Source organism: Yersinia bercovieri ATCC 43970 (assembly GCF_013282745.1).
GTDB classification, from domain to species: Bacteria; Pseudomonadota; Gammaproteobacteria; order Enterobacterales; family Enterobacteriaceae; genus Yersinia; species Yersinia bercovieri.
This window is the reverse complement of sequence record NZ_CP054044.1, coordinates 583,391-607,787: the sequence shown is the minus strand read 5'-3', so window position 1 is coordinate 607,787 and position 24,397 is coordinate 583,391. Positions and strand designations below refer to the sequence as shown.

Here is a 24,397-nt window from a genome sequence, read left to right as displayed (position 1 = left end):
AAGATCCCGGCCAGTTGGCCGGGATCTTTGCTTCTAAACCTGACCATCAATGCGACCGGACAGGGCGGCGCGGCGAGCAGCGGCGATATCCTGATTGCGGGCAGCCAGCTTAAAGCTGGCGGCGATACCACCCTGGATGCCGCACGCGATTTACTGCTACTGGGTGCCGCCAATACCCAAAAAACCGACGGCAGCAACAGCAGCAGCGGCGGCAACATTGGCGTCAGTCTGGGGTTCGGCAGCTCCGGCGGTGGCCTGAGCATCTTTGCCAACGCCAACAAGGGGCAGGGAAAAGAGCACGGCGACGGCACCTTCTGGAGTGAAACGCAGATTGACACAGGCGGCACACTGTCGCTCAGCAGCGGGCGTGATACTTCGCTGATAGGCGCGCAGGCGAGCGGTGAAACCGTCAAGGTGGATGTCGGCCGCGACCTGCTGCTGCAAAGCCAGCAGGACAGTGATAATTATGACTCGAAACAGAGCAGTATCAGCGGCGGCGTCAGTGCCGCGGTGGTGGGCAGTGGCGGCTCGGCCAACCTGAGCATGAGTCGTGACAAACTGCACAGCAATTATGACTCGGTACAGGAGCAGACCGGTATTTTTGCAGGCTCTGGTGGTTTTGATATTACTGTCGGCGAGCACACGCAACTTGATGGCGCGGTGATTGCCAGCACCGCAGACAAGAGTAAAAACAGCCTCGACACCGGCACATTGGGCTTCAGTAATATTGAAAATAAAGCCGATTTCAAGGCTGAGCATCAGGGCGGCAGCCTGAGCAGCGGTGGCCCGGTGGGGTCTGACCTGCTGAGCAATCTGGGCAGTGTAGCGCTGTCAGGACTGGGCGGGAGCGGGCATGCCGAGGGCACGACTCAGGCGGCGGTATCTGAGGGCAACATCACCATCGGCGATATTAGTAAGGCTGAATATAGCAAATTGATCAAGGGAAAATAATGAATAGATTAAGAGTCAGTTTACTTAAAGGTTCATTGCAGGATGAATATCAATTAGTTGATATATCAATAAAAAATGAGACTAAGTCGACATCAGTTTTCTGTGGAAATATCAATTTATCCGTATTTATTGAATGGATATATGATAATGAATACGAAATTAAAACATCAGAATTACCGATAGATACCACAGATAGTGGCTCCTTGGCTTATAAAATTTGGCACTTCTACGAAAGTGAAGAAATAGAAAATGATATTATAGCTGATGCAATGTTTGACTATCGAGCAAGCCATTGTCTTCGATTTGCGGCACGAGGAACTGATTTCCCTGAAATTTATATTGGGAAATTAGGCTGTAAGCATGAAATATCCATGTTCACTAGTAATGACTCATGGCAATACTTTATTGATATATTGGATTTTTATGAAAGTATAGCCGTCCTTACTGATAAGAAGTAAAAATATCGATGACCTGAGCCGTAACGTCGATACCGGACTCGGTGAGCCTATCCCCACCAATAATCAACTCGCCGTTCTCCCGTACCACCGAGTAGCCGCCCGTGACTTGCTACTACTGGGTGCCGCCAATCCCCAAAAAACCGACGGCAGCAACAGCAGCAGCGGCGGCAACATTGGCGTCAGTCTGGGGTTCGGCAGCTCCGGCGGTGGCCTGAGCATCTTTGCCAACGCCAACAAGGGGCAGGGAAAAGAGCACGGCGACGGCACCTTCTGGAGTGAAACTCAACTCGACAGTGGCGGCACGCTGTCACTGCACAGTGGTCGTGATACGGCGCTGATTGGCGCGCAGGCGAGCGGGGAAACCGTCAAGGTGGATGCCGGCCGCGACCTGCTGCTGCAAAGCCTGCAGGACAGTGATAATTATGACTCGAAACAGAGCAGTATCAGCGGCGGCGTCAGCGTGGCTCAACTGATCGCCGGCCTCAAGAGTGACATTGCCCCCCAGACTGCCCACCGTGCTGCCAACATTCGTCAGGGTTTGCGCCTGATCGGTGGTTTTTTGACGGTTACTGCCCACCGTAACACCAATGCCGCCGGTGCTCATCAGGCCCGATTTTTTCTGCTCGAACAGGTGAGATTCGCTCTTGCTTTTCCGCGCAGTGCCGCATGAACATCACCTTTACCCCCGAACCGATCCCTGAACTGACACTGACAGGCGGCACGTTGGCCGCATTGGGATTTACCACTGGCACCCCGTTGCAACTGACACGCCAGCATCACATGCTCTGGATCACTGTCGTCACCGACGAAGCCACCTAGGAAGTGCTGTGCGAGGCCAGCCAAGACCGCCAAGATTTAGGGGCAGATTGGGTACGGGAGAACGGCGAGTTGGTGATTGCTGGCGACTGGCTTACTGAGTCTGGCATTACCGACGCGGAACAACTGGAAGTGACCGCCGCGCCCGATGTGCTCCGATTGCAGCGGCGTGAAGGGGAAGTTTTTAGGGTTTAGAAGCAAAGATCCCGGCCAACTGGCCGGGATCTTTCAGTTCATTTGTTTATATATATGCTTCAACCATTCCTCGGATGAAGACCATTCATTAGGGTAATAATAACTACAATCAATTTTGTTAAGCAGGATGTCCTGTAATTCATCATCTGGCAGAGAAAGTGCCAGCAGATAATCTATTTCAGCCTTCATCTGCAACCGCTCTTCCGCAGTCTCAGTAGCTTTATAAGCTGCCAATGTTTCATCTGCATTACCAAACAGCACCTCAAAATCCTGGTTAAAGTAACACCTTAGTAGATATGACAAAGAAGGATATTTTTCGTTAATAATCATGGCGTTGGATATCCAGTAATAATTTTATACCCTGTTGGCATTGAAGGATCTCTCGCAATGATAATTCTAGCATTCGTCACTGAAGAGACATTTGTAGAACCACGAGAGACACTAATACCAATCGGTACATTGGATTGATAATCAATCTCTAAATATCCTTTCTGGCTACCAGAAAGATAACTATCGATTTTAGCCTGATTGCTATCAATTGCCTTGCTTGTGACTGCTTCAGCAGTAGCCCTATCTGTGAATGAGGACGCTGATTTAACATTACCCGTTGACACTCTATTTAATAGCTCCGCTTCTGTTTTTCCAACATGCCTATCGATTAGGTGTCCACCTGCCGCTTCATGAGCAGCTAATCCCCCACTAGGAACTATTGAGCTACTCGGTCCGCTTGGTAACTTAGCAGCCTCAATATCAGGTATTTTTTTGCCCGGCAGGAACATACCCGCCAACATTCCGCCTGTTGCTTCAAGAGCAAGCTGGTTACCTTGAGCCGCTTCTTTCACCTGTCCTGCAACCGCTGACCAGGTTTCACTCTTCATCAGGGCTTTCAGCGTATCTGCCGCAGCCTGATTTTTACCCGCCAGATCGTTTAATGCCTGAGTGCAGTAACTGTCTCCCATGGCACATGAGGTGAGCGCCATCGCTGCATCAGCGCCGTAATCTGCTCCGCCTAATATCGCATCACCTGTGTCAGCCGTCGCATTAATTATACTGTTAACGATAGCGGAGAGTGTGCCTTCACCCAGTTTGTCTCTTACCTGATCTTTCAGGTTGCTCGTAACCTGCTTAACAGACTCACGGGCTTGATCTCCACTCAGGGAGTTACCGGTATCACCACCACCTACAGCGCCACACCACAAATGGATGTTATTGGTGGACTGGCTTACGAGTATGAGTTTGCTGGTGAGGCCAAAGGCACGATTGACGGTGACAACATCACCTCACCAAGTGTAAAAGGCAGCACTGGCATTGCAGAGGTTGGATTGCGCTTTACCCCAACGCAGCAAAAAAACCTGTCGGTAGATATTAAGCTGACGGGTTTCACCGGGAAGCGCGAAGGTGTGGCGGGCGGGTTAAACGTGAAGTATGCCTTCTAAATAAAATCAGGTGCGGGAGAGGATAGTTATTATCTCCTGCAATGAGTTACCTGCTGGATCTCATGCCGCCATTGATGACAATACTGGTTTTAGCCGTTAATCGGCCCCCTTCAAGTTAGCACTCACGTTGCGTGATACCCATTCTAAAATTTACCGCTAGAGCTTCTGCTAAATAAAGTGACTGACAGTTGTTATCACTATTTCTTTTATAAAAAATCTAATTATGCTGATACGACATAATAGCTTTCACGGATTTAATAGTGCTGCCACAAATGCTATTTAATTATAGTGCGCTGGTTCGCAACTATAGATAATCACTGATTTTTTTGTCATCAACAATCTACAGCTGTCGCCTAAATTTAATTTATTTATATTTGGTTTTAGCAACTATAATAGTGCTTTGCTCTATGATTGAGATCGCGCCTCTCTGATTATTGATTCGGCGAACTGTTCATACAGGAGAGATTTATGTCTCACAGGCCATTAATTCAGCTCCCCCACACTCATGGCGAAGGTTGCCTCTGTAATAGCCCTGTATTCGCGCGCATCAATACACTATTTTCCCAGAAAGCCGCGCAATCAGCACCCATTACTGCGGCGACTGTCACAGCGGCGGTGCCGGAAACATCACGACAAAAAAGAGATATCGCCGCCAATGCTGTGCCCGTCAAGGCTTTCATTAATGTTCGTGTTTTTGATGGTGTTTCGGACCAATTGCGGGATGGGTTACGAGTATTAGTGGAGGGTAACAAGATCAAGGCGGTAGAGCCTGCGGATGCACCGCTGTCGCCGGATGTGGAGCTGATTGATGGCGGTGGTGGTGTATTGATGCCGGGGCTGATTGATGCGCACTGGCACGCAATTATGGCTCGCCCGTCGATGATGACCGCCATGACGGCCGACTTTAACTATATCCAGGCACTGGCTATTGCTGAAGCCAATGCCACATTGATGCGGGGTTTCACCACCGTGCGTGATATGGGGGGGCCGGTTTTTGGATTGAAACGGGCAATCGACGAACAGGTGGCGACTGGCCCACGTATTTTCCCTTCGGGGGCATTCATCACGCAAACCGGCGGGCACGGCGATTTTCGCTTGATTGGCGAGTTGCCCCATACGCCGTCAGATCCGCTGAGTTATGCCGAGCGCGTGGGTATGACCGCCATTGCTGATGGTGTTGATCAGGTGTTATTGCGGGCCAGAGAGCAATTGATGCGCGGTGCATCGCAACTCAAATATATGGCGGGCGGTGGTGTGGCTTCCATGTATGACTCCATCAGTGTGACCGAGGGGTCAGTGCCAGAAATTCAGGCGGCGGTCACGGCCGCTGAAAACTGGGGTACTTATGTGACGGTCCACGCCTACACTGCCCGAGCGGTGACTATGGCTATCAAAGGCGGGGTTAAGTGCATTGAGCACGGCCAGTTGGTGGATGAGCAAACTGTCCAGTTAATGGCAGAAAAAGGCATCTGGTGGAGCCTGCAACCCTTCCTCGACGATGAGGATGCGGTGCCCATGGCCAGTCCGGCGTCGCGTGCCAAGCAACTCGAAATGGTTGCCGGTACAGATACGGCATACCGGTTGGCGAAAAAATATAACATCAAGACGGCATGGGGTACTGATACGCTGTTTGATGCTCGGCTGGCAACCCGGCAGGGCGCACAATTGGCTAAGCTGACTCGCTGGTATTCACCGCTTGAAATTCTCAAAATGGCGACCAGTGTTAATGCTGAACTTTGCGCCCTCTCTGGCCCAAGAAATCCCTATCCCGGTCAGTTGGGCGTGGTGGAGAATGGTGCGTTTGCTGACTTGATCCTGGTCGCGGGTAATCCACTCGATGATATCCAACTCATTGCCCAGCCAGAGAAAGCATTTCGGTTAATCATGAAAGATGGGCAAATTTTTAAAAATACCTTGGGAAACGAACAGTAGCGGCGGCTTAGGCTAATCAACCCGGTTTTCTGGTGGAGTGTCGCGTGTTAATTAAGGTTATTCAATGAATAATATGACTTCCCTCAGGAAGCCGCAGTGGTTTTTCGGCAAGTTATTAAGCACCATAAAACAGACGCCATGGTGTGGATCATGGGGTCTGTTCTCAGCTATCGCGCTGAGTGGATGCTCGGGTGCTGAGGCCCCCTCATTTTCATTAGTCGGCTCCTATTTCCCCTCCTGGATGGCATGCGCTTTTATCGGAATAATCACGGCGGTGATTGCTCGCGTTCTGTTTATTCGTGTTGGTATTGATGAGGTGCTGCCATGGCGGCTATTGGTGTATGTCTGCCTGGCGCTGGCAGTGGCATTTATCTGTTCCCTATTACTGTTTACGCGATGAATGATAATGATGAATAAACTACCAGGGAGTGGGGGCAAGCGGCAACTGGCGCTGATTGTTGCGGGCGTTATCATGGTCGCGGCCGTGATATCAGGATGGCTTTCAGTGCGGCAGACCACACTGAATCCGCTGTCTGAGGATGCTGAGCTGGGAGCAAGCGTGGTGCATATTGCCAGCTCGGTTCCTGGTCGTATTAGCGCCATTAATGTGGTGGAAAATAGCAAGGTTCGGCGTGGCGACCTGCTGTTCTCCATTGAGCCAGATCTCTATCGCCTGCAAGTCGAACAGGCGCAGGCTGAGTTGAAAATGGCACAGGCGGCCCGTGATACACAGCAACGGACTGTCGTCGCTGAACAATCCAATGCAGCGATTACCGATGAGCAGATTGTTCGGGCGCAAGCCAACCTCAAATTAGCGACGCAGACATTGGCACGGCTGCAACCTCTGCTACCCAAGGGCTATGTTACCGCTCAGCAAGTCGATGATGCCGCAACGGCAAAACACGATGCCGAGGTCAGCCTAAAACAGGCGTTGAAACAATCATTTGCGGCGCAAGCTTTGGTCAGCAGCACCGCCGCCGCTGAAGCGCTGGTCGTTGCGCGTCGCGCAGCATTGGCTATTGCCGAACGAGAACTGGCGAATACCCAAATCCGCGCGCCCCATGATGGTCGGGTTGTGGGGTTGACTGTCTCTGCTGGTGAGTTTGTGGTGCCGGATCAGGCTATTTTTACACTGATCAATACCGAACATTGGCATGCCTCAGCATTTTTCCGCGAAACGGAATTGAAGCATATCAAAGTGGGGGATTGCGCGACCGTGTATGTCATGGCGGATCGTCAGCGCGCAATTGAGGGGCGGGTTGAGGGGATTGGTTGGGGCGTTAGCTCCGAGGATATGCTGAATATCCCGCGTGGCCTGCCTTATGTGCCGAAATCCCTCAATTGGGTGCGTGTTGTCCAGCGTTTCCCAGTGAGAATCAGTCTGGAAAAACCACCGGAGGAGCTGATGCGTATTGGGGCGACTGCTGTGGTTATCGTGCGCAATGACGACGGTTGCTGACGGTACACTTGGCGGCATAATCCGTCAGGCAAAGGCGGATTTGGCCTATTTCCCCGGGCGAGTCGCGATGACCTGGCGGGTAGCTGCGCTCTGTGCATTGATGGCGATGGTTGCCATGGTGTACGGCATCCCGGAATCCGCGCTCAGTTGCTATCTTATTATTTTCGTTATGAAGCCGGATGGCGTAGAGAGCATGGTGATGGCCATCGCCATCACCCTACTGGTGTCGCTGGTTGTCGGGCTGGTATTTCTGCTTATCCACTTCACTTTGGAAGCCGCGCCGCTGCGCATGGCGGCCTTGATCGTCAGCTCGTTTTTGTTTCTCTATCTTGGCTCGGCCAGCAAACTCGGCCCGGTGGGCAGCATCATTGCGCTGGTGATCGCATTTGTGATGACGTTGCTCAGCAATATTCCGATGGGTGAAGTAGCAACGCGGGGGCTGTTGTATGCCTGGTTAATGGCGGTTTCCCCGATGTTACTGATTATTGGCTTTAACCTTCTCCTTGGCCGAGCGCCACAGCGGTTATTGCGCGCCAGTTTATCCGAGCGACTCCTCAGGGTCGCCGTGGCATTGCAGCAGCCGGACGTCACCAATATGGCGGGAGTGAGGCAACTGCTACAGGAAGGGCAAAAGGAGCATCAACAGCGGGCGCTTTTTGTCCGTATCTTTCATCTGCGGCCCTGTGCCGAGGCCATCTGGCTTGAGAGTGCCGTAACCAGCAGTTACCGATTGCTGCTGGCGACATCGGCTTTACCCCCCACCTCACCTGAGAGTGCGCGCCTTGAGCTTGCGGCCTACTGTCGTGATGTGGCGCAGGCGATTGCTGAGGGGCGGCTTGTTGTTCCCCCGCACTTTGCGCTTAAGAGTGCGAGCGCTGAAATCGATGAGATCAACAACGCGCTGATAGCACTGGCGAATGGTGATATTGGGCCAGATTTGGATGCCCCTAAATCCTCATTTTTTGCCGCAGACGCGCTGACTAACCCCGCCCATCAGCGTTTTGCACTGAAAACCACAGCAGCGGCGCTTATCTGCTATCTGATCTATAGCGCATTGGATTGGCAGGATATTCATACCGCCATGATCACCTGCTATGTTGCGGCGCTGGGGACGACCGGCGAGACCGTGCATAAACTGGTGTTACGGATTATTGGCTGCCTGATTGGGGCGCTGATAGGGGTGCTGGCGATCATGTTTATTATTCCCCACCTGAATGATATTGGGCAATTGATGGCACTGGTATTTGGCTGCACGCTATTGGCTGCTTGGGTCTCCTGTGGCAACGAACGTATTGCCTATGCCGGTGTGCAGATAGGGCTGGCTTTCCTGCTTACCGTGCTACAAGGCTTCGGGCCAAGCACGGATATGGGGGTAGCCCTCGACAGGGTGCTCGGCATCTTGCTGGGCAATCTGGTGGTGTATCTGATTTTTACTCGGTTATGGCCAGTGGCAATTGCTGACGCGGTACAAATACATATTCGTCATGCATTGACGGGGCTAACAAACTTGGCGGCACTATCAGCGGATGCACGACCTGCGGCGCTAAGAGAAGCTACCACCGTTGAGGCAGAGATTACCGATGCGCAAGAGGAGCTGGCGCTGATCCCCTTTGAGCCAGCACAGCTACGCCCCTCGCAGGAGGAGTGCGCGCGCTTACAGGCGATACTGTCAGAAATGAGTCAATTGTGCCCGGTGCTGTTTCTACCCATTGAAAAATCGGCGTCCGATGTAGCGCGATTGCGCCAGCTCTCAGCGGGTGGCGATGCCATGACATTATCGGCTGAACAACAACAGAGTAGCGCATCATCACGGCCAGAATTATCGCCAATTGATCTGACTATTCAACAACGTATAAAGCGGCTCGAGCAGCTTCTGGGAACTTGATGACATGATGACGCACACTGTACTGACGGCCCGGATAGCCAAAATAAGCCTAACTTATTCGGTGTTGAGTTTGAGCATGTTGATCGCCGGTTGTGCTACCGATCGCTTAGATCTGGCTCCTGCATCTTATTCCGAACCCTGGGCACCTGATGCGAATGCTGGGGCCACAGTGGCGGCTGGGAACTTTTCTGTACCGCCGAATCCGCTGGTGGCGGAACTTGCGCCACCACCCAGTATCAATCGCGACCACAGCTATTCGTTGCCGGAACTGATTGATATCGCTCAGAGTCAGAATCCTGACACTCGCATTGCCTGGCAACAGGCGCGGCAGGCCGCGCTGGCGGTAGGGATGGGGGAGGCTATATTTTTGCCGATCATTTCGGCGAGTGTGATTGGTGGCTATCAGAGTACCACCACGCCGCTGCCTTACGCGATCGGCAACGAAAAGGATCTGAAAACGAGTGGTAGCGCTGTCGTTCCTGCTTTGGCATTACAGTGGCTTATCTTTGATTTTGGGCAACGCAGCGCACTGCTTGATGCGGCGAAACAGACCTCCTATGCCGCCAATGTGACTTTTAATGGTATGCACCAGAAGCTCATTTACGACGTGACTCGCACTTACTTCCAATATGGCGCAGCACAAACTCAGCGCGAGATAGCAGAACAGACGCTAAAAAATAGCCTAAAGATTCAGGATGCTGCCGAACAACGCCGGAAAAATGGGATTGCTACGACGGTAGAAGTCGCGCTGGCACAACAGCAGGTTGCGCAATCTGAGCTGCGCCGGGTGATGACAAAAGGCACCGAACGCGATGCCTATCAAGCATTACTCGGGGCGATGGGGGTTTCCCCTTCGTTGGTCATTAAAGTCGGTTATGCCGAGGATCGTGCCTTGCCAGAGGTTGCCAGTCCACCGACAGAAAAGATGATTCGGCTGGCACTTTCCCAGCGGCCAGATGTCTTGGCTAGCTATGCGGCGGCAGAAGCGGCCAAGGCGGGTATCAAAGCGACTGAAGCGGATTTCCTGCCAAAAGTCTATCTTGCTGGGGCTGTCGCGGGTGGCGATGGGCACTTTGATATTCAGGGCTTGCCGGGTATCAGCCCGCAGACCTCATCCTCCAGTATTCTGATTGGCGTCAGTGTACCTCTTTACGATGGCGGGATCCGCGCAGCTCGGGTTAAAGAGGCACAATCGCGTGCGGCGGTTGCTACCGAAGGTTTTAAGAAAACACAAGATCTGGCTGTGCGTGAAATTGTGGTGGCGGCAGATACATTGCGCTCGGCGCTTGAATCCAATCAGGCGGCATTAAATCTCGTGAAAACATCATTTATTACCTATGACGCTGCGCTGGAATCCTATCGCAATGGGGTTGGCACTATCACAGTCGCCAACGAGGCGGCAAATGGTTTGCTGAATGCACAACAAATGAGTACAGATGCACATGCCGCTTCTTTGGTCGCCGCAGCCAATCTGGCTTTTGTGATGGGTAAAATGACTAACAGCCCAGAATAGGGATTACGCCAAGTATGGTAAAAGTCTCTTCTGTACTCTATAACGACGTATTTTTAGTGGAAACATGCGTCTTTAAATTAATAAAACTTAGAAATATATCGAAGTAGTCATGAAAATCAGCATTTAACTTTAAAAAGTAAATTGATATATACCCATTGAAATCCTAATTAGGATTGCTGACTTGTGATTATTTTTTAATTATATTTTTCATGTAATTAACATGATGTCTGTTTTTTATGTCAAGATTAATCTTGCCTTTTTATAGGCTCGGCAGGATAAATAACAAGAATAATCCTAACTTGGGGTGTGGCCACAAAATAATACAAATGTGATTTTGAACGCTATATTCATAGGTAAAAGAATAACTATATTAGAGTTATCAATGTGTTTATAAAAAGCTGACCGCCGATATGTGTTATTTTCTATGTGAGGCTCGCTGATATGGAAAGAGATACATCCATAAAAGAGCTAGCAGCGTTTGGTTTGGCAATAGGGGTATCCGCTGTAGGTAAAGCCTTCACCAGGGAGCATGGATTACCCGACAAAATGACCGCTATACAGGGCCGCTTGGGCGAAACTAACCGCCCCACTTTGCAACCATCATATTTAAGGAAATAAATATGTCACAGTCCCCAGCCAATCATTCAGATGTCAAACATTCCAAACAACGCCGCTCGTTATTAAAAACCGCGGTAGGGATGTCTATTCTTGGTATCGCCAGCGGATTAAGTTTAGCCACGCCGGGGATATCTTATGCAGCAGCACTAACACGTGAAGAGCGAGATAAATTAACGCCGGAGCAAATTATTGCTGGAATGAAAGAGGGTAATATCCGCTTTAGAACAGGCAAGATGCAACAGCATGATTATTTGGCTCAGAAACGTGCTAGTGCTGAGGGGCAATACCCTGCTGCGGTTATCTTAAGTTGCATTGATTCACGGGCACCGGCAGAAATTCTTTTTGATACCGGGATTGGCGAGACATTTAATGCCCGTATTGCCGGTAATATTGCAAATAATGATCTACTGGGCAGTATGGAGTTTGCCTGTGCAGCAGCCGGGGCAAAAGTGGTTCTGGTATTAGGACATACGGCCTGTGGCGCAGTACGTGGGGCTATCGATGGCGTAGAACTCGGTAATCTGACCGGACTGCTAAATCAAATTAAACCAGCCATTGAGGCCACGCAATTTAGTGGAGAAAGAACCGGTAAAAATGATCAATTTGTTGATGCTGTTGCTAAAAGCAATGTGCTGCATACGATCAATGAAATACGGAACCGGAGCAGCATTCTCAATGGATTAGAGAAGGATGGAAAAATTAAAATAGTTGGCGCTATGTATAATCTTAATGGCGGAGCAGTTGAGTTCTTTAGCTAATAGATGGCAAGCTCCGGGCTTTGTTGCTCGGAGCCTGTAATTAGGCATGATTCTGTTTTTTCTATTTTTTATCAGAGTAGTAATAATCTGATAGTACCCTGATTTGTCACTATAGCTAATCCGTGCCTCGTAAATACATTTTTTCTCCGGTGTGAAGCTAATATTCACATGCCGACTATGCTCTTGTACCCAGCCTCCAACAAACTTCCCATCGCATTTTTTGATATCCCATTGTTCCAAGATCCAAGACTCTATAGGTGATAATCGCTACATTCTCATTTGTAACAACATCCTAGAGGGTGACTTAACACTAATATATTTAATGTATGTTTATATGGCATTTAATTTTCGAATGATATGTTAATAAATAGTTGGCGTTGGTGATTTTTTTGTAAAATAGCAAAGGGAAATTGATGTGAAAATGAAACAATGGCTTGCTTTTATTGCCTTATTTGCAATTAGTTTTATCGCATCGGCCTCTGCCCTTGACTCGATAATGATTAATGCACAACAAGGTGCTCTGGGAACTATGACAATAGGTGAGAGGTTTATCTATACCAAACGATTTAATATTGAACTCAATAACGCAGGTAAAAAGACAATAGACCTGAACAATATTTGCTTTAACGTTTATGCGCCGGATGGGGAAAAGTTCAATTTTGATACTGTGGATGCATCACTGGTTGAGGGTTCACTGAAACCAAAGATGTCAGTAAAGGGATTTGTCGTGTTTTCCTCGCAGAATGATTCAGTTTATAAGGCAAAATTTGTGAAAATATCAACCAACTGCTAATGATATTGAATCACTGCGACTATATTAAAATAGCCTACCAATCTTTGTGGGTTTTATTTGTTAAGACCCTGTCTGAACAGTGATTTCATCATCTCTGCACTCAGTTAATTAAGGGGTAGGTTCACGTTTTATACGTTTTGCTAGAGAATGAATTCAGGTTTGTGAATATTAAAATGTGTGCTGGCTCACATTTATCCTACTGAAAAAATAAAGTGCCACAACTTGCATATTATTCTTGCCAGCTCAAAGTAGCCGTTTGTATTGTTAGGTTGTGCCTCACCAGGGAACAACACAGTTATGAAGTAAATAACTTAATATAGATAATATTAGCAGTTATGTCATAACAACAATAATTATAGAAGTACACCAATCAGGGTGAAAATTAATTTTCACGATTATGAAATGAAGAACAGGTCCAGTTAACGAGATTTTTAGATATGGAGAGCATGTTATGAATGAAGATGAATTGACTAGGAGTAAGGTAATGCCTTTGTAATCAAAGATATATTGAGGTGTGGCTTCTCCTTCTTATGCCCAACCAGTAGTCACGCCTCAATATAATTATATTTTCATGCCCGTTGATACATATTCAGAGATATAGCTCCCCAGCACCGTCTATCTGGTAAATGTTATATTTTTTCTCGTCATTAAATGAATCTAAATATACTTATTAATCAATAAGCTCTATGGTTATAGACCAAGGGGCTTGATCCTGTACATTATATTTTGAAACGCAAAGTCTACTACCATGGGCTATACCCAAATTACCGTTTGAGTCTTGCCCAATGCTAAGGGATATATCATCAAAAGTTAAACCGATCATCGACTTGACTCCATTTCCCCGCCAATTCATAGTAATTATTAATAATTCATTTTTTAATATAAGTATTGGTGGATCGCTATCTGGTTGACTAAGTCGATGGCCATTAATATACAAAATTTGATCGATAAATCTCGGCGAGTTATCAATAACTATATGATTTTGAGTAGAGTTTTTTACTGTTACAATGATTGTTTTCATGTTGTTTACCTATAAATCATTGTTAACTATATAAAATTGCAACAAGCCCCTCCTATTCAACTAAAACTGGATAAGAAAAGAATTTCTTACAATCTCCTTTTTAAGTATATAACCATAACCAATATTAAATATAATGAAAAAGAGTTATCGATTGGTGACATCCAGTAAAACTGACAGATTTATATAGGGTAATAATTCATTATAGAGAAATAAAATAATTGGCTCAATCAGGCGGTCATAAAAAAATCCCCACAGGGTTAGTGGGGAGCACTGTGCTTCAAATCGAAGCAAGATGGGTAGAACTGCAATGACAAAATAATTCTCTTAACGGTAGTGCATTATTGTCAACAGGTTTACCTGTGACTATTTATAAAAATTTAGTAGCCAAAATCACTGATAATGAGTCGATCAATAGGTCGACGTTTCTTGCTAGTAATAGCAGATTTCACTTGTGTATGTAGACGTGGTTTTTTTGTACTTAAGTTAGGTTATCAAATGATAACTTTTCTTCATTATTAATGAGGGTTTTACTCTGCTATGTTTGTACTTGTTCTTTGTCAACCATTTGTAATTTATAATAATAACACTATGATACTTGTTTTTTAATATTGCCAACACCAGGCTATTTAAGTAAGTTAAATAAATATAATTTATGATTCTATAAGATTTTAAAAGTTAAAGTGCCGTATTTTTGTTACATCAAATTTAATGCTTAATTCATGTAAGAATATTTTTCATTCATTTTTTTAATTTTTACTAATTAAGGAGTATCTCTCTATTCTGAGAGATAGATAATATTATGGATGTAGAAGGAAAGTGTCGTTTATCGGCTGAACATGGTGGATGTGTAGGATTCCTCGAGGGGACTTTTGTCCGTTTTTACCAACAAGGGCTATTTACATGGAACAGTTTTACAGATACCCCATTAAAAGTTTGTGGTCGACAGGTAAAAAAATTAAATGGCACCTGGCTATTAAGTGGTGGATTGCCTTTAGCATCGTTTTTGGCACAAAAAATTGATGCCAAAATATATAAATGGGGAGCTGTGCTGGATATGGCATGGGAGAATGAGAAGTATGAGTTTTGGTATCAGAAAGAAGTTAATCGGCTTAGTGTTCCAAGCTATCAGCCAACTATAACAACACAAATTTTGATGGAAGGTAATGATGAATCTCTGACGTTTCCATTAAATACTCTTTTTCATTGGGGGTTATTTACATCCACAAAAAAAGAACAGAAGATGCTTATTAGAAAAATCAGAAAAGAGATGTTAAATATCAGGTTGAAAGAGAGTAATGATATTTTCTAAATTGCGCGGGATGTTGATTCTTGCACTTTTTCCTGCATGGAGTTAGCTTTTTAGAGCCATGTCGATATTGTTTTTAGATTATTTATATGTGGTTTATCAATGAGAGATATTTCTTCTTTACATCATTTAACAAATGGCCAGAGATTCTCATTATATAAATATATGATAGCCGTTAGTAGGGCTGCTGTACTTCCACCAGAAAAAACTAATATTAGTGTTAGGCTAGCACTGTGCCAGCTATGATGAAATCGAGCTGCTATCCCCCATAATAGGATGATGAAAATGATGAGCTGTAGCCATAGATCTTGTGGCAGTAAGTAGATACTGAACTGGAGAAGAAATAACGTAATAAGATAAGCTGCCAGGCTATTTGCAGGAGAAATTCCTAATGAACGGCTCAGAAGAGTACCGATACCTGCGCCTAATCCAATTATGGTTAGCATTGATTTTCATCCTTATTTTTCACCGATATCTGCTGTTGTTATGATGTTATCGTTCAGGGTATTAGCATGGCGTTATTCTCTTCATAAATAAGCTATTTCCCAGTGTGAAAAATTTGACGTTATGAATGGTTGATTTTGACTGTCAAGCAGAATATGACCGGTCACTCGAATTTATTTTTAACAATAAGCTAGCTGGGGCTGTATAAGTATTTATCCTTTTAATCCTATTATCGAAAACGCTGATTTTTACCAGAACTTCGTGGCGAATATTTGACATAGTCGAGCTACCGTTCAAATGCTGGATAGATAGGCTCTTTCTATCAAGTAGTGATCAACTGCAACTTGCGTGCAGAGCCTTATGTCAACTGGTTGGTTTTCTTTGAAGACCAGCAATGCTTACAGGTTCTGGAGTATTTGATGATGAGAAAATTGACAGGTACACGTAAATTGTTCTTTTTTGTCTCAGCTGTTATTGCCGGTTTTTATTCATTGCAGATCGCAGAAGCTTGCACGCGTATTTTATGGAATGATAATAAATTGGGGGTGTTTGTTGCGCGATCAATGGATTGGCCGCAAAGTACAGAACCTATGTTATTTGTATTTCCCAAAGGTATAACACGTAATGGTGCTGATTTTGGTTCAGATACAGTTGTAAAGGACAACCCTGCGGTATGGACATCACAATATGGCAGTATGGTGACAGCAATTTATGGTAGGGGCACTGCCGATGGATTTAATGAAAAAGGTCTGGCAATCCATATGTTATACCTTAATGCGACGGATTATGGCCCAAGAGATAGTAGTAAACCTGGCTTACAGGTTGGAATATGGGGGCAGTATGCATTAGATAATGCTGCGACAGTGGCTGAAGCATTAGATAAACTGTCACAAATACAGCCCGTGATGGTGACAGTAAATGGATTTAAGGGGACAGTTCATTTGGTTTTGGAAGATGCGTCGGGGGATTCAGCTCTGATCGAATATATTGATGGTAAAGCTGTCATTCATCAGGACAAAAAAAATCGTGTTGTAACCAATGATCCTCCTTATACAGAACAACTGGCCATGTTGGGTAAATTGGATTTTAGTCACCCGCAAAGTACGACACCTTTACCGGGCAATATGACTTCAGCAGATAGACTTGAACGTGCCACCTATTTTCTTCAGTTACTGCCAGAACCTAATAATGAACGAGAGGCTGTCGCGAGCATAATGGCCGTTGCGCGAAATGTTTCCGTGCCCTTCGGTGCACCCTACAAAAATTTTGGTATTTATGACACAGAATATCGGACGGTCATTAATTTTAACGATCAACGGTATTATTTTGAGCTGACAACTAGCCCTAGTGTTATTTGGGTAGACTTGAAAAAGTTTAATTTATCAGCAGGAAGCAGTATTTTCGCTTTTGATCCACGCAAAACTTCCTTGTCAGGGGATATCTCTGATGCATTTGAAAAAATAGATAAGGCGCCATTTTAAATTAATTTTTTCATTACTTAATTAACGTTCTGGAGTATTTCCCGTTATAGCTTGCTTCTCAATAATCGGTTATATCACTTATTCGGAAGGTGTTATATGCCTATGATATTTTTGCGCATGTTAATGTTACTATGCTTATCTGGCTTAAATACAACTGTATTTGCAGCCACGTCTCCATTAGCGAATGATGATTGGACAATAACCGTTACACCCTATCTTTGGGCGCAGTCATCGAATGGTAATGTGTCGGCATTAGGGCACAGAGCGCCGTTGAATGTTCCTTTTGATAAGGCATTGCGTGATACTAATGCTGGCTTTATGGGGAACGTGAGCGTGACTCACGGACGACTGGGCGGGTTTATTGATGCACAATATCTTAGATTATCTGGCAGCCATAATATTGATGCCTATGGGGATCAGATAAGTGGGCGTGGTAGTTCAACAATGGTGAGTCTTGGGGCTTTTTATCGGGCCTATCAACTTCCATTGGGGGGAAATACTATCTTTAATGATCCCCGACTCTTTATTGTGGAACCTTTGGTGGGTGTTCGCTGGACTCGCTTATCTGCCCATATCGGTGCGCTGGGGCACGAGGTTAGTGACCATGCTCTTTGGCAAATTCCCTTCGTGGGGAGCCGGTTAATATATGATCTGTCGGATCGTTGGCGTTGGGGGATTGAGGGGGATATTGGTGGTTTGCACGACCAACTCGCTCTTCAAGGGCAAACCTGGCTCGGTTATCGTACCGTTATTTTGGGGGTCAATACAGAATTACGTGCCGGTTATCGAGCGTTGTACCAGAATTATAAAAAGGGTGACTTCGACTGGGATGTTACCCAGTATGGGCCTGTTGTGGGAGTGGCAATGCATTTTTAACGGGAGAGACCGGCGTATATATTCGCCGGTTTGATGCCGACTCATGAGTTGTTTCTCTCTTGGTGTGAGAAGCGTAAAGGTTATGTCGTGTTCGTTTATTACCTTGCTGCGAAGCGCCTCTTTTTAATTCCCCCGTTATAATTTTATATTTGTTATTCATCAATAATAACTTTACCGCAGCAATGTGGGCTACTGAGGGAAAGCCTATGAAAGGGTATAGATATGTGCGTGGTTTTATACTCCTTATTGGGGTGTTCTTGAGTTCGCCATTGTTGGGGAAAGGGGAAGTACATTTACTATTCCATATGGGGGCGGGCGGGGGCGGTCAATTTATTGTGGGCGGAACACTGGTTAATACCGGCGATACTGCAGTCGCCGGAGGTTATCTGGTTATCATTCCTGTCGGGGCTAACTGTCAATTGGCCACGCCGAAACTACAAACCTTTGGCCCTTTGGCCCCAGGGGAAAAAGTGGGATTTCGAGCCGCAGTGGATATACCTCTGACAGATTATCATTTAGCCAGTTTCGCGGCCTATGACGATATGGGGTTCCCGTTACCGGTCGTCGACGAAACCCGTGAAATAATAAAAGTCCGAGAGCCTGAGCAACGTAAGGCTTGCTCTGCTGCACGTCAGGCAAGTGATACGAAAAACAGTGGATGAGTGGCTACTGAAATTCAGCAGTGCGTTACATTTAAATAGGCACTTAGCTCAGGAGTTAATGCTAAGTACCCAGTTATCAGTGTGTTTCGTCGAGAGTATTATACTGATAGACAAATGTATTATTTTCCAGCGAGATGTGTAACTGGTGATAGCGCAACGCATTTGCTTTGGCCGTCAGCAAAGTGTGGCTGATCTGCGGCATAAGAGTATTCGTCAGAATAGTGTCGACCATTCTCGCCCCGGATTCTACTTCGGTGCATCGGGCCACAATCTGGCCGATTACCTCGTTGCTGAATGTACTGGTAATTCCATGATTTTCCAGTAATCGGTGTTGAATATTGCCCAATTGTAAGCGCACAATATTTTCCAGTATTACGTCGGTAAGCGGATAATAGGGTGTTATCAGTAGGCGGCCAAGTAGTGCCGCTGGGAACACTGAAAGCAGCTCTTGGCGCAACATTTGCTGCAGTGCCTTCGGCTCAGGGATCTGATCAGGCCTGCTACACAACCTGGTTATTAGTTCACTCCCTACATTGGACGTCAAGATGATGATAGTATTGCGGAAATCGATATAGCGCCCTTCGCCGTCCTCCATCCAACCCTTATCAAATACCTGGAAAAAGATCTCGTGTACATCCGGGTGTGCTTTCTCAATCTCATCCAGTAGCACCACGCTGTAGGGGCGGCGGCGTACGGCTTCAGTGAGCACTCCACCCTCACCATATCCAACATAACCTGGAGGTGCTCCTTTCAGAGTGGAAATAGTGTGTGGTTCCTGAAATTCACTCATGTTAATGGTAATAATGTTCTGTTTGCCCCCGTATAGGGTTTCCGCTAAAGCAAAAGCTGTTTCAGTTTTACCTACACCAGAAGGGCCAGCTAGCAGAAATACGCCAACGGGTTTATTGGGATCATCTAGTCTGGCGCGAGAAGTGTGAACCCGGCGGGCAATCAAATCCAATGCATGGTGCTGACCGAAGACTCGTTGATTCAATGTGTCAGAAAGTTGTAACACCGCTTCAATTTCATTTTTGACCATGCGGCCCAGTGGAATACCTGTCCAGTCGGCAACAACAGCTGCAACGACATTGGCATCAACGGCAGTGAAGATCAGCGGCGATTCACCCTGTAGCTCATCCAGTTGTTTATGACATTCACTAAGTTGTGAGCGCAATTCATCAATGGAGGGAGAGGGCGGTTCTGCTATTTTCGTGTTGGCTTTATCTGTTTCCTGTTGGTGCAATCTACCCCGTAACGCAATGATCTGTTTGGTTAGCTGCAGTTCCTGTTGCCAACGTAAAGTTAATTTTTCCAACTGCTGTTGCAGCACAACCAGTTGTGCTTCAATTTCTGCTGGACGCTGCGGGTTGCCAATACTCACCTTAATTTCACGGCGCGCGATATCAAGTTCAATCTGCAATGCTTCAATATTACGCCGGCAATGCTCGACGGAAGCGGGTTCTGCGTGTTGGCTGATGGCTACGCGAGCACATGCCGTGTCTAGCAAGGCTATTGCTTTGTCTGGTAATTGGCGAGCCGGGATGTAGCGATGAGAAAGGTGTACTGCAGCATCCACCGCTTCATCAAGTAGTAGTACATGGTGGTGCTGTTCCAAAGGTGATACAAAACTGCGAAGCATTAGCAGCGCCTTATCTTCGTTTGGCTCATAAACTTGTACTACCTGGAAACGACGGGTTAGCGCGGGATCTTTTTCGATATACTTTTTGTATTCAGCCCAGGTCGTTGCACCGATAGTGCGCAGTTGACCACGAGCCAGTGCAGGTTTCAGTAAATTAGCTGCATCGCCAGTACCTTGGTGACCACCAGCTCCCATTAGTGTGTGAATTTCATCAATAAAAAGAACTGTGGGTGTTTGGCTGGATTGCACTTCATCAATCACTGACTGTAATCGTTTTTCAAATTCACCTTTTACTCCAGCACCTGCTTGCAGCATATTGATATCAAGCAGATAGAGTTGTACATCACGCAGTTGTGGTGGAACATCCCCTGCGATAATACGCAGGGCCAGACCTTCCACTACTGCGGTCTTCCCCACACCTGCCTCGCCAGTCAGTAATGGGTTATTTTGTCGACGCCTCATGAGAATATCGATAACTTGACGTATCTCTTCATCGCGTCCGACGACCGGATCAATCTCCCCTTTGCGCGCACGCGCTGTGAGATCCAATCCATATTGTGCCAACACACTGCCGCTTGTCGTGGGCTCAGTAGTTTCTGCTATCAATGGTGCAGAAACATTTTCCGACGAGCGGGCCGTAATGACTGTGAATTGATCAACCAATTGGTCAACATTGATCTGGCTGAATAGCGCAGATATTTCGGTTAGTTGATAGCGCAAGCTATGTGTTTTCAGAAGAGCAATCACTAAATAACCACCACGGATCTTCTGTGAACCGAATTGCAGTGAGCTGTGTACCCATGCCCGTTCTACCGCATTATCAATGTGCTCAGAAAGATCGGATATGGCGCTGGCCCCACGGGGTAGACTATCAAGTGCGGCGATGATGTCTTGCGCCAATCGATCTCCATCAAGGCCGAAATGGCGAATAAGTTGCTGTAAGTCCCCTTCCGCTGACTGCATTAATTGATGCAACCAGTGTACCAATTCAACATATGGATTGCCGCGCAGCTTACAAAAAGCAGTGGCATTCTCTATGCCGGTAAATAAATGACTATTCAATTTTCTAAATAATGTCGAACGGTTAATTTCAGACATGCCTTTCCTTAATTTTCAAAATGATAGATTGGACCACTTATTGGGTTACCCCAATATGCATTGGCTAATGTGATGTTTTTGGATATGGAATACGTTTTAGATATGGAATGCGTTTTAGGGGATCACTCTTAATCCTGACGCACATCAGGCTCAGGGCTGAACGTCAAATCGCTGACATCATGCTGTGGTTTGGTGTTGCTCAGCCAACTGCTTAATCCCAGGCGCTGTGTGCCGCCAATTTGAGTGTTTTGTAATGCCTCTTTTGCCAGAATTAAGCGCAGTTCCCAAACCAACTCAATACCAAGATATTGCCGCACCCAGTCGCGTAGTTGCTCACAATATGCAGAGCCTGGTAGGAATTGGTCGTAATCTTGTTGCGACATCGGACCCAATTCGATACGAAATTTGTGCTGTATATCGCGTACCGCGACTCCGAGGAGTGTTGATACCCCTAAACGTGTGGCGTTGCGCCCTGCTCGTAGTCTGGCTCGTTCACAGGGTTCCACTCTTAACCAGTGAGGAACATTTTCCACAATATGTACTGGCACTTTAAAATAGTGGCGCAATATTTTGCCCAGACCTTCCGGATCGTGACTGTGGCGAATTAAGTGGCCAGCCATGAAGTGCTTAGCGTGAACGTTGATGCTATCGCGCGCTTGCAGTGCGGGCTGCCCGATACCAATCAGATTAGAGAAGTAGTTGTCGAAGCGTTTATGGTCTGCGCGATCCAGTGAGACGGTAGGCTGAGTATCTGCCCAGGCACGATAAAATAGTGCGATCAGCCGATGGTGAAATAGGTCGGCAAATGCAAGTAATGTGTCATCCTGATGGTGTTGTATTCTCTCGTGCACAAACTCGGTCAGGTGGAGAGGGAGTGGGCCATCGGGGCCAAATAGACCAAAGTTGAAAATAGAGACCTCATGCAGTTGTGTACCACTACGTGAGCTAACTTTTGTCAATATTGAGGGGGAGAAGGAGAGTTGGGGCTTCTGGCCCAAACGTAGTATTTCGTAGCGTGGTAGTGGTGCTTGCCCCAGCAAGAAGGGTTGACCCGATCGGGCATCAATGTGCCGTAATAGGTGAAATAGCCCATGGCGGCCAGGGCTTGTGATCAGATCCTGCCAAAAATCGAGTGACAAGCGGCATTTATTGTTGATATGAAAGGTTTTTTCCACCACAAATTCGCTCATATCAGCATCCTTTTACCTAGACGTGCTTGCCAATGGGCAATTTCGCCACACTGCGGACTGGAAAGTGTCATTTCGGTAAAGGTATTTATTGCCACCAGACGTGAAAATAGGTGCTCCAATACACTGCCAAGTAAGTAGGGGCTGCTGCCGGAGAATGCTTGATCGTCCACCGTGAGTTCAATGGCAATACCACGGGCGAATACAATTGGCCCTGGCTCGGGAATGCGGCGATAGACCGGGCGCAAGCGACAGTGACGTATTCCTTGAATTTGCTTGGCGACAGCCGGTTCGCTGAGATTACCGTATAGCCCAAGTAACTGACGTAGACTCTCTGCGCCCTGCTCGGGGTCACTATCCATGATGCTGAGGTAGTTGAGTTGTAGCTGGCTGATTAACCGCCATGTAACAACGCCCTCCGCTAACGCAGGCCGTGGCGGTGTTGGCCCTTTTCGCAATGAAACCTGCTTGATAGGGATCGAGTCCGGCATTTCAAAACTACCTTGTTGCTGCAGTAACATCAGCGGCAGATCACGATTGGTGCACAGCACGTCGGCTGTCAGGTATTTAAGATCACTATTCCAAGGCGACTGGTGCTCATCGACCAGTGAGACAAATAGTTCAGAACCCGAGTAGTTATTACGGCTACCATGTTGACGCGCATGTTTGGACAGCGTGCGTTGTTCGCGGCGTTGTGAAAAGTAGGCACCGTAATTGCCGCTGTCGGTACTTGCGGTACGGTAGAATGGGTTGAACTCTTGCGTGTAGTCCTGTTTGCTAGCCCTCAGTCGTTGAATAGAAAATATTTCATAATCAACCGGATGGATATTATCCACCACCAGATGGTATTCGTGGTTTTTATCATTAATTGTGATGCGTTCGGTCACTTTAGGGAATAGGTTGATAACCGGTGTGCAGTGCAGTGCCAAATGGTTGATGTCAACCACACGCTCCAGAAACTCACTCTGGCTATCCAATAACACCACTATCTCGAATTGGCGCAATGCGCTCTTATTGTTTAACTGCCTCGGTAGCCCGTTAACACTAAAAAACTGGAAACGTGCCGGAAAGGCAAAATATTCTTGCAGTAGGCGATAGCCCTCAAAATTGCGTTGATCACTTGGTAATAGCGCCTGCTCTGGTTCAAATCCCTCCTGGCGTAATGCCTCTTTTGCCAATAACCACCGCTGTGGCTGCTCTTCTACCGTTTGATACACAACCCCAATGTTGTGCTGCATGAGCAACTCCAACAGCTGTACTGCTTGTTGGTCAGGGCCTGCGAGAAAGAACACCAACTGGTCGAGTTTCATGTCGTTCAGCGTGACTGTCTCATCGCACTCAAGCCGGATACGCAGTGCGCTGACACAGTGCTTGAGATGTGGGTCAAGTGTTGAAAGGGGGATATCGGTTGGAATACCGGTCAGTTCAATCTGTTTCAGCCGTATGGGCTGTAAAGTGACATTATGCGCGGTGGTATAGCTACAGGTTATGCCGCTCTTTTTTAGTGAGCTGCTGTCTATCCGTGTTCCACGTGGCACCACAAAACCGCCACTGATGTCACCTTTGCTGATATCCGGCTGCAACTCTGCAATGGCTATTGATGGTGTAGGTGAAAGATAATTGGGATAGAGGATCTCCAATAAATGTTGGGAGAAATTCGGAAACTCATCATCCATCTTTAACTGTATGCGCGAGGTAAGAAAAGCAAAACCTTCCAGCAGGCGTTCGATATAGGGGTCTGCTACTTCAATTCCGTGCATACCAAGGCGGCCAGCAACTTTTGGGTAGCGTTCGCTGAACTCAGTACCCATCTCACGGAGGTAAGCCAGCTCACGGTTATAATAATTCAACAGTTTTGTATCCATCTGC

At 46.9% G+C, this 24,397-nt stretch carries 19 protein-coding genes and 5 pseudogenes; 16 read left to right on the top strand and 8 right to left on the bottom strand.

Annotation, left to right across the window (positions count from 1 at the left end; genetic code table 11):
* Nucleotides 1-36 precede the first annotated feature (36 nt).
* From HRK25_RS02825 to HRK25_RS20125, 3 genes and pseudogenes are all read left to right on the top strand, one after another.
* Nucleotides 37-909: pseudogene (locus HRK25_RS02825) on the top strand (hemagglutinin repeat-containing protein); the annotation flags it as partial.
* 41 nt (nucleotides 910-950) lie between these two features.
* Nucleotides 951-1,409, top strand: coding sequence for a hypothetical protein (locus HRK25_RS02820; RefSeq protein ID WP_005280229.1), 459 nt, complete (start codon nucleotides 951-953; stop codon nucleotides 1,407-1,409).
* A 94-nt stretch (nucleotides 1,410-1,503) separates the two neighbouring features.
* Nucleotides 1,504-1,872 (top strand): annotated as a pseudogene (locus HRK25_RS20125) (hemagglutinin repeat-containing protein); the annotation flags it as partial.
* Here the strand turns inward: HRK25_RS20125 and HRK25_RS20120 are convergent.
* Nucleotides 1,873-2,070 (bottom strand): annotated as a pseudogene (locus HRK25_RS20120) (hemagglutinin repeat-containing protein); the annotation flags it as partial.
* A 5-nt stretch (nucleotides 2,071-2,075) separates the two neighbouring features.
* On the opposite strand from HRK25_RS20120, the pseudogene HRK25_RS20330 reads away from it, so the two are divergent.
* Nucleotides 2,076-2,420: pseudogene (locus tag HRK25_RS20330) on the top strand (SymE family type I addiction module toxin).
* A gap of 33 nt (nucleotides 2,421-2,453) precedes the next feature.
* Here HRK25_RS20330 and HRK25_RS02800 read toward each other — a convergent pair.
* Complete coding sequence (locus tag HRK25_RS02800; protein WP_226714023.1) at nucleotides 2,454-2,750, bottom strand: contact-dependent growth inhibition system immunity protein; 297 nt, start codon at nucleotides 2,748-2,750, stop codon at nucleotides 2,454-2,456.
* Nucleotides 2,747-3,607 (bottom strand): annotated as a pseudogene (locus tag HRK25_RS02795) (RNase A-like domain-containing protein); the annotation flags it as partial. The gene HRK25_RS02800 and the pseudogene HRK25_RS02795, both read right to left, overlap by 4 nt.
* On the opposite strand from HRK25_RS02795, the gene HRK25_RS02790 reads away from it, so the two are divergent.
* The 8 genes from HRK25_RS02790 to HRK25_RS02755 all read left to right on the top strand — a co-directional run bounded on the left by HRK25_RS02790 (nucleotide 3,563) and on the right by HRK25_RS02755 (nucleotide 12,814).
* The gene (locus tag HRK25_RS02790) at nucleotides 3,563-3,856 is read left to right on the top strand and encodes an autotransporter outer membrane beta-barrel domain-containing protein (protein ID WP_173361751.1); all 294 of its coding nucleotides are present in this window, start codon (nucleotides 3,563-3,565) and stop codon (nucleotides 3,854-3,856) included. The pseudogene HRK25_RS02795 and the gene HRK25_RS02790 overlap by 45 nt on opposite strands.
* A 468-nt stretch (nucleotides 3,857-4,324) precedes the next feature.
* Complete coding sequence (locus HRK25_RS02785) at nucleotides 4,325-5,788, top strand: metal-dependent hydrolase family protein (protein ID WP_005272112.1); 1,464 nt, start codon at nucleotides 4,325-4,327, stop codon at nucleotides 5,786-5,788.
* A gap of 64 nt (nucleotides 5,789-5,852) precedes the next feature.
* The gene (locus HRK25_RS02780; RefSeq protein WP_005272121.1) at nucleotides 5,853-6,188 is read left to right on the top strand and encodes a YtcA family lipoprotein; all 336 of its coding nucleotides are present in this window, start codon (nucleotides 5,853-5,855) and stop codon (nucleotides 6,186-6,188) included.
* Between the two features lie 9 nt (nucleotides 6,189-6,197).
* On the top strand, nucleotides 6,198-7,247 hold the full coding sequence (gene mdtN, locus HRK25_RS02775) for a multidrug transporter subunit MdtN (protein WP_032896960.1): 1,050 nt from the start codon (nucleotides 6,198-6,200) through the stop codon (nucleotides 7,245-7,247).
* A complete protein-coding gene (locus tag HRK25_RS02770; protein ID WP_032896912.1) occupies nucleotides 7,231-9,132 on the top strand; it encodes an FUSC family protein in 1,902 nt (633 codons plus the stop codon). Before mdtN ends, HRK25_RS02770 begins: the two co-directional genes overlap by 17 nt.
* 4 nt (nucleotides 9,133-9,136) lie before the next feature.
* Nucleotides 9,137-10,645, top strand: a complete 1,509-nt coding sequence (locus HRK25_RS02765; RefSeq protein WP_032896914.1) for a TolC family protein — start codon at nucleotides 9,137-9,139, stop codon at nucleotides 10,643-10,645.
* Between the two features lie 620 nt (nucleotides 10,646-11,265).
* Nucleotides 11,266-12,021, top strand: coding sequence for a carbonic anhydrase (locus tag HRK25_RS02760; RefSeq protein WP_005272130.1), 756 nt, complete (start codon nucleotides 11,266-11,268; stop codon nucleotides 12,019-12,021).
* A 421-nt stretch (nucleotides 12,022-12,442) separates the two neighbouring features.
* Nucleotides 12,443-12,814, top strand: coding sequence for a DUF4354 family protein (locus HRK25_RS02755; RefSeq protein WP_032896962.1), 372 nt, complete (start codon nucleotides 12,443-12,445; stop codon nucleotides 12,812-12,814).
* A 670-nt stretch (nucleotides 12,815-13,484) separates the two neighbouring features.
* Here HRK25_RS02755 and HRK25_RS02750 read toward each other — a convergent pair.
* A complete protein-coding gene (locus tag HRK25_RS02750) occupies nucleotides 13,485-13,835 on the bottom strand; it encodes a hypothetical protein (RefSeq protein ID WP_032896916.1) in 351 nt (116 codons plus the stop codon).
* A gap of 799 nt (nucleotides 13,836-14,634) precedes the next feature.
* Between HRK25_RS02750 and HRK25_RS02745 the strand changes: the two genes are divergently transcribed.
* Entirely contained in the window at nucleotides 14,635-15,144 is a 510-nt protein-coding gene (locus HRK25_RS02745) for a hypothetical protein (protein WP_005272133.1), read from the top strand.
* Nucleotides 15,145-15,266: 122 nt separating this feature from the next.
* Here the strand turns inward: HRK25_RS02745 and HRK25_RS02740 are convergent, their stop codons facing one another.
* Nucleotides 15,267-15,587 (bottom strand): hypothetical protein, encoded by a 321-nt coding sequence (locus HRK25_RS02740; protein ID WP_032896918.1) that lies wholly within the window; start codon nucleotides 15,585-15,587, stop codon nucleotides 15,267-15,269.
* 417 nt (nucleotides 15,588-16,004) lie between these two features.
* Here HRK25_RS02740 and HRK25_RS02735 point away from each other — a divergent pair, with 417 nt between their 5' ends.
* From HRK25_RS02735 to HRK25_RS02725, 3 genes are all read left to right on the top strand, one after another.
* Complete coding sequence (locus HRK25_RS02735) at nucleotides 16,005-17,066, top strand: linear amide C-N hydrolase (RefSeq protein WP_080375805.1); 1,062 nt, start codon at nucleotides 16,005-16,007, stop codon at nucleotides 17,064-17,066.
* 117 nt (nucleotides 17,067-17,183) lie between these two features.
* Nucleotides 17,184-17,942 (top strand): hypothetical protein, encoded by a 759-nt coding sequence (locus HRK25_RS02730; protein WP_145519393.1) that lies wholly within the window; start codon nucleotides 17,184-17,186, stop codon nucleotides 17,940-17,942.
* Between the two features lie 206 nt (nucleotides 17,943-18,148).
* Entirely contained in the window at nucleotides 18,149-18,604 is a 456-nt protein-coding gene (locus HRK25_RS02725; RefSeq protein WP_049601897.1) for a hypothetical protein, read from the top strand.
* A 76-nt stretch (nucleotides 18,605-18,680) separates the two neighbouring features.
* On the opposite strand, the gene tssH is transcribed toward HRK25_RS02725, so the two are convergent.
* The 3 genes from tssH to tssF form a co-directional block, all read right to left on the bottom strand.
* Complete coding sequence (gene tssH, locus HRK25_RS02720; protein ID WP_005272137.1) at nucleotides 18,681-21,341, bottom strand: type VI secretion system ATPase TssH; 2,661 nt, start codon at nucleotides 21,339-21,341, stop codon at nucleotides 18,681-18,683.
* A gap of 128 nt (nucleotides 21,342-21,469) precedes the next feature.
* Complete coding sequence (gene tssG, locus HRK25_RS02715) at nucleotides 21,470-22,531, bottom strand: type VI secretion system baseplate subunit TssG (protein WP_032896921.1); 1,062 nt, start codon at nucleotides 22,529-22,531, stop codon at nucleotides 21,470-21,472.
* Complete coding sequence (gene tssF, locus HRK25_RS02710) at nucleotides 22,528-24,393, bottom strand: type VI secretion system baseplate subunit TssF (protein WP_005272139.1); 1,866 nt, start codon at nucleotides 24,391-24,393, stop codon at nucleotides 22,528-22,530. Before tssF ends, tssG begins: the two co-directional genes overlap by 4 nt.
* Nucleotides 24,394-24,397: the final 4 nt, after the last annotated feature.

Bases quoted from the DNA above. Each gene is read 5' to 3' on its own strand.
- HRK25_RS02820 (WP_005280229.1), top strand. From the start codon at position 951: ATGAATAGATTAAGAGTCAGTTTACTTAAAGGTTCATTGCAGGATGAA.
- HRK25_RS02800 (WP_226714023.1), bottom strand. From the start codon at position 2,750: ATGATTATTAACGAAAAATATCCTTCTTTGTCATATCTACTAAGGTGT.
- HRK25_RS02785 (WP_005272112.1), top strand. From the start codon at position 4,325: ATGTCTCACAGGCCATTAATTCAGCTCCCCCACACTCATGGCGAAGGT.
- HRK25_RS02780 (WP_005272121.1), top strand. From the start codon at position 5,853: ATGAATAATATGACTTCCCTCAGGAAGCCGCAGTGGTTTTTCGGCAAG.
- mdtN (WP_032896960.1), top strand. From the start codon at position 6,198: ATGAATAAACTACCAGGGAGTGGGGGCAAGCGGCAACTGGCGCTGATT.
- HRK25_RS02770 (WP_032896912.1), top strand. From the start codon at position 7,231: ATGACGACGGTTGCTGACGGTACACTTGGCGGCATAATCCGTCAGGCA.
- HRK25_RS02765 (WP_032896914.1), top strand. From the start codon at position 9,137: ATGATGACGCACACTGTACTGACGGCCCGGATAGCCAAAATAAGCCTA.
- HRK25_RS02760 (WP_005272130.1), top strand. From the start codon at position 11,266: ATGTCACAGTCCCCAGCCAATCATTCAGATGTCAAACATTCCAAACAA.
- HRK25_RS02755 (WP_032896962.1), top strand. From the start codon at position 12,443: ATGAAACAATGGCTTGCTTTTATTGCCTTATTTGCAATTAGTTTTATC.
- HRK25_RS02750 (WP_032896916.1), bottom strand. From the start codon at position 13,835: ATGAAAACAATCATTGTAACAGTAAAAAACTCTACTCAAAATCATATA.
- HRK25_RS02745 (WP_005272133.1), top strand. From the start codon at position 14,635: ATGGATGTAGAAGGAAAGTGTCGTTTATCGGCTGAACATGGTGGATGT.
- HRK25_RS02740 (WP_032896918.1), bottom strand. From the start codon at position 15,587: ATGCTAACCATAATTGGATTAGGCGCAGGTATCGGTACTCTTCTGAGC.
- HRK25_RS02735 (WP_080375805.1), top strand. From the start codon at position 16,005: ATGATGAGAAAATTGACAGGTACACGTAAATTGTTCTTTTTTGTCTCA.
- HRK25_RS02730 (WP_145519393.1), top strand. From the start codon at position 17,184: ATGTTAATGTTACTATGCTTATCTGGCTTAAATACAACTGTATTTGCA.
- HRK25_RS02725 (WP_049601897.1), top strand. From the start codon at position 18,149: ATGAAAGGGTATAGATATGTGCGTGGTTTTATACTCCTTATTGGGGTG.
- tssH (WP_005272137.1), bottom strand. From the start codon at position 21,341: ATGTCTGAAATTAACCGTTCGACATTATTTAGAAAATTGAATAGTCAT.
- tssG (WP_032896921.1), bottom strand. From the start codon at position 22,531: ATGAGCGAATTTGTGGTGGAAAAAACCTTTCATATCAACAATAAATGC.
- tssF (WP_005272139.1), bottom strand. From the start codon at position 24,393: ATGGATACAAAACTGTTGAATTATTATAACCGTGAGCTGGCTTACCTC.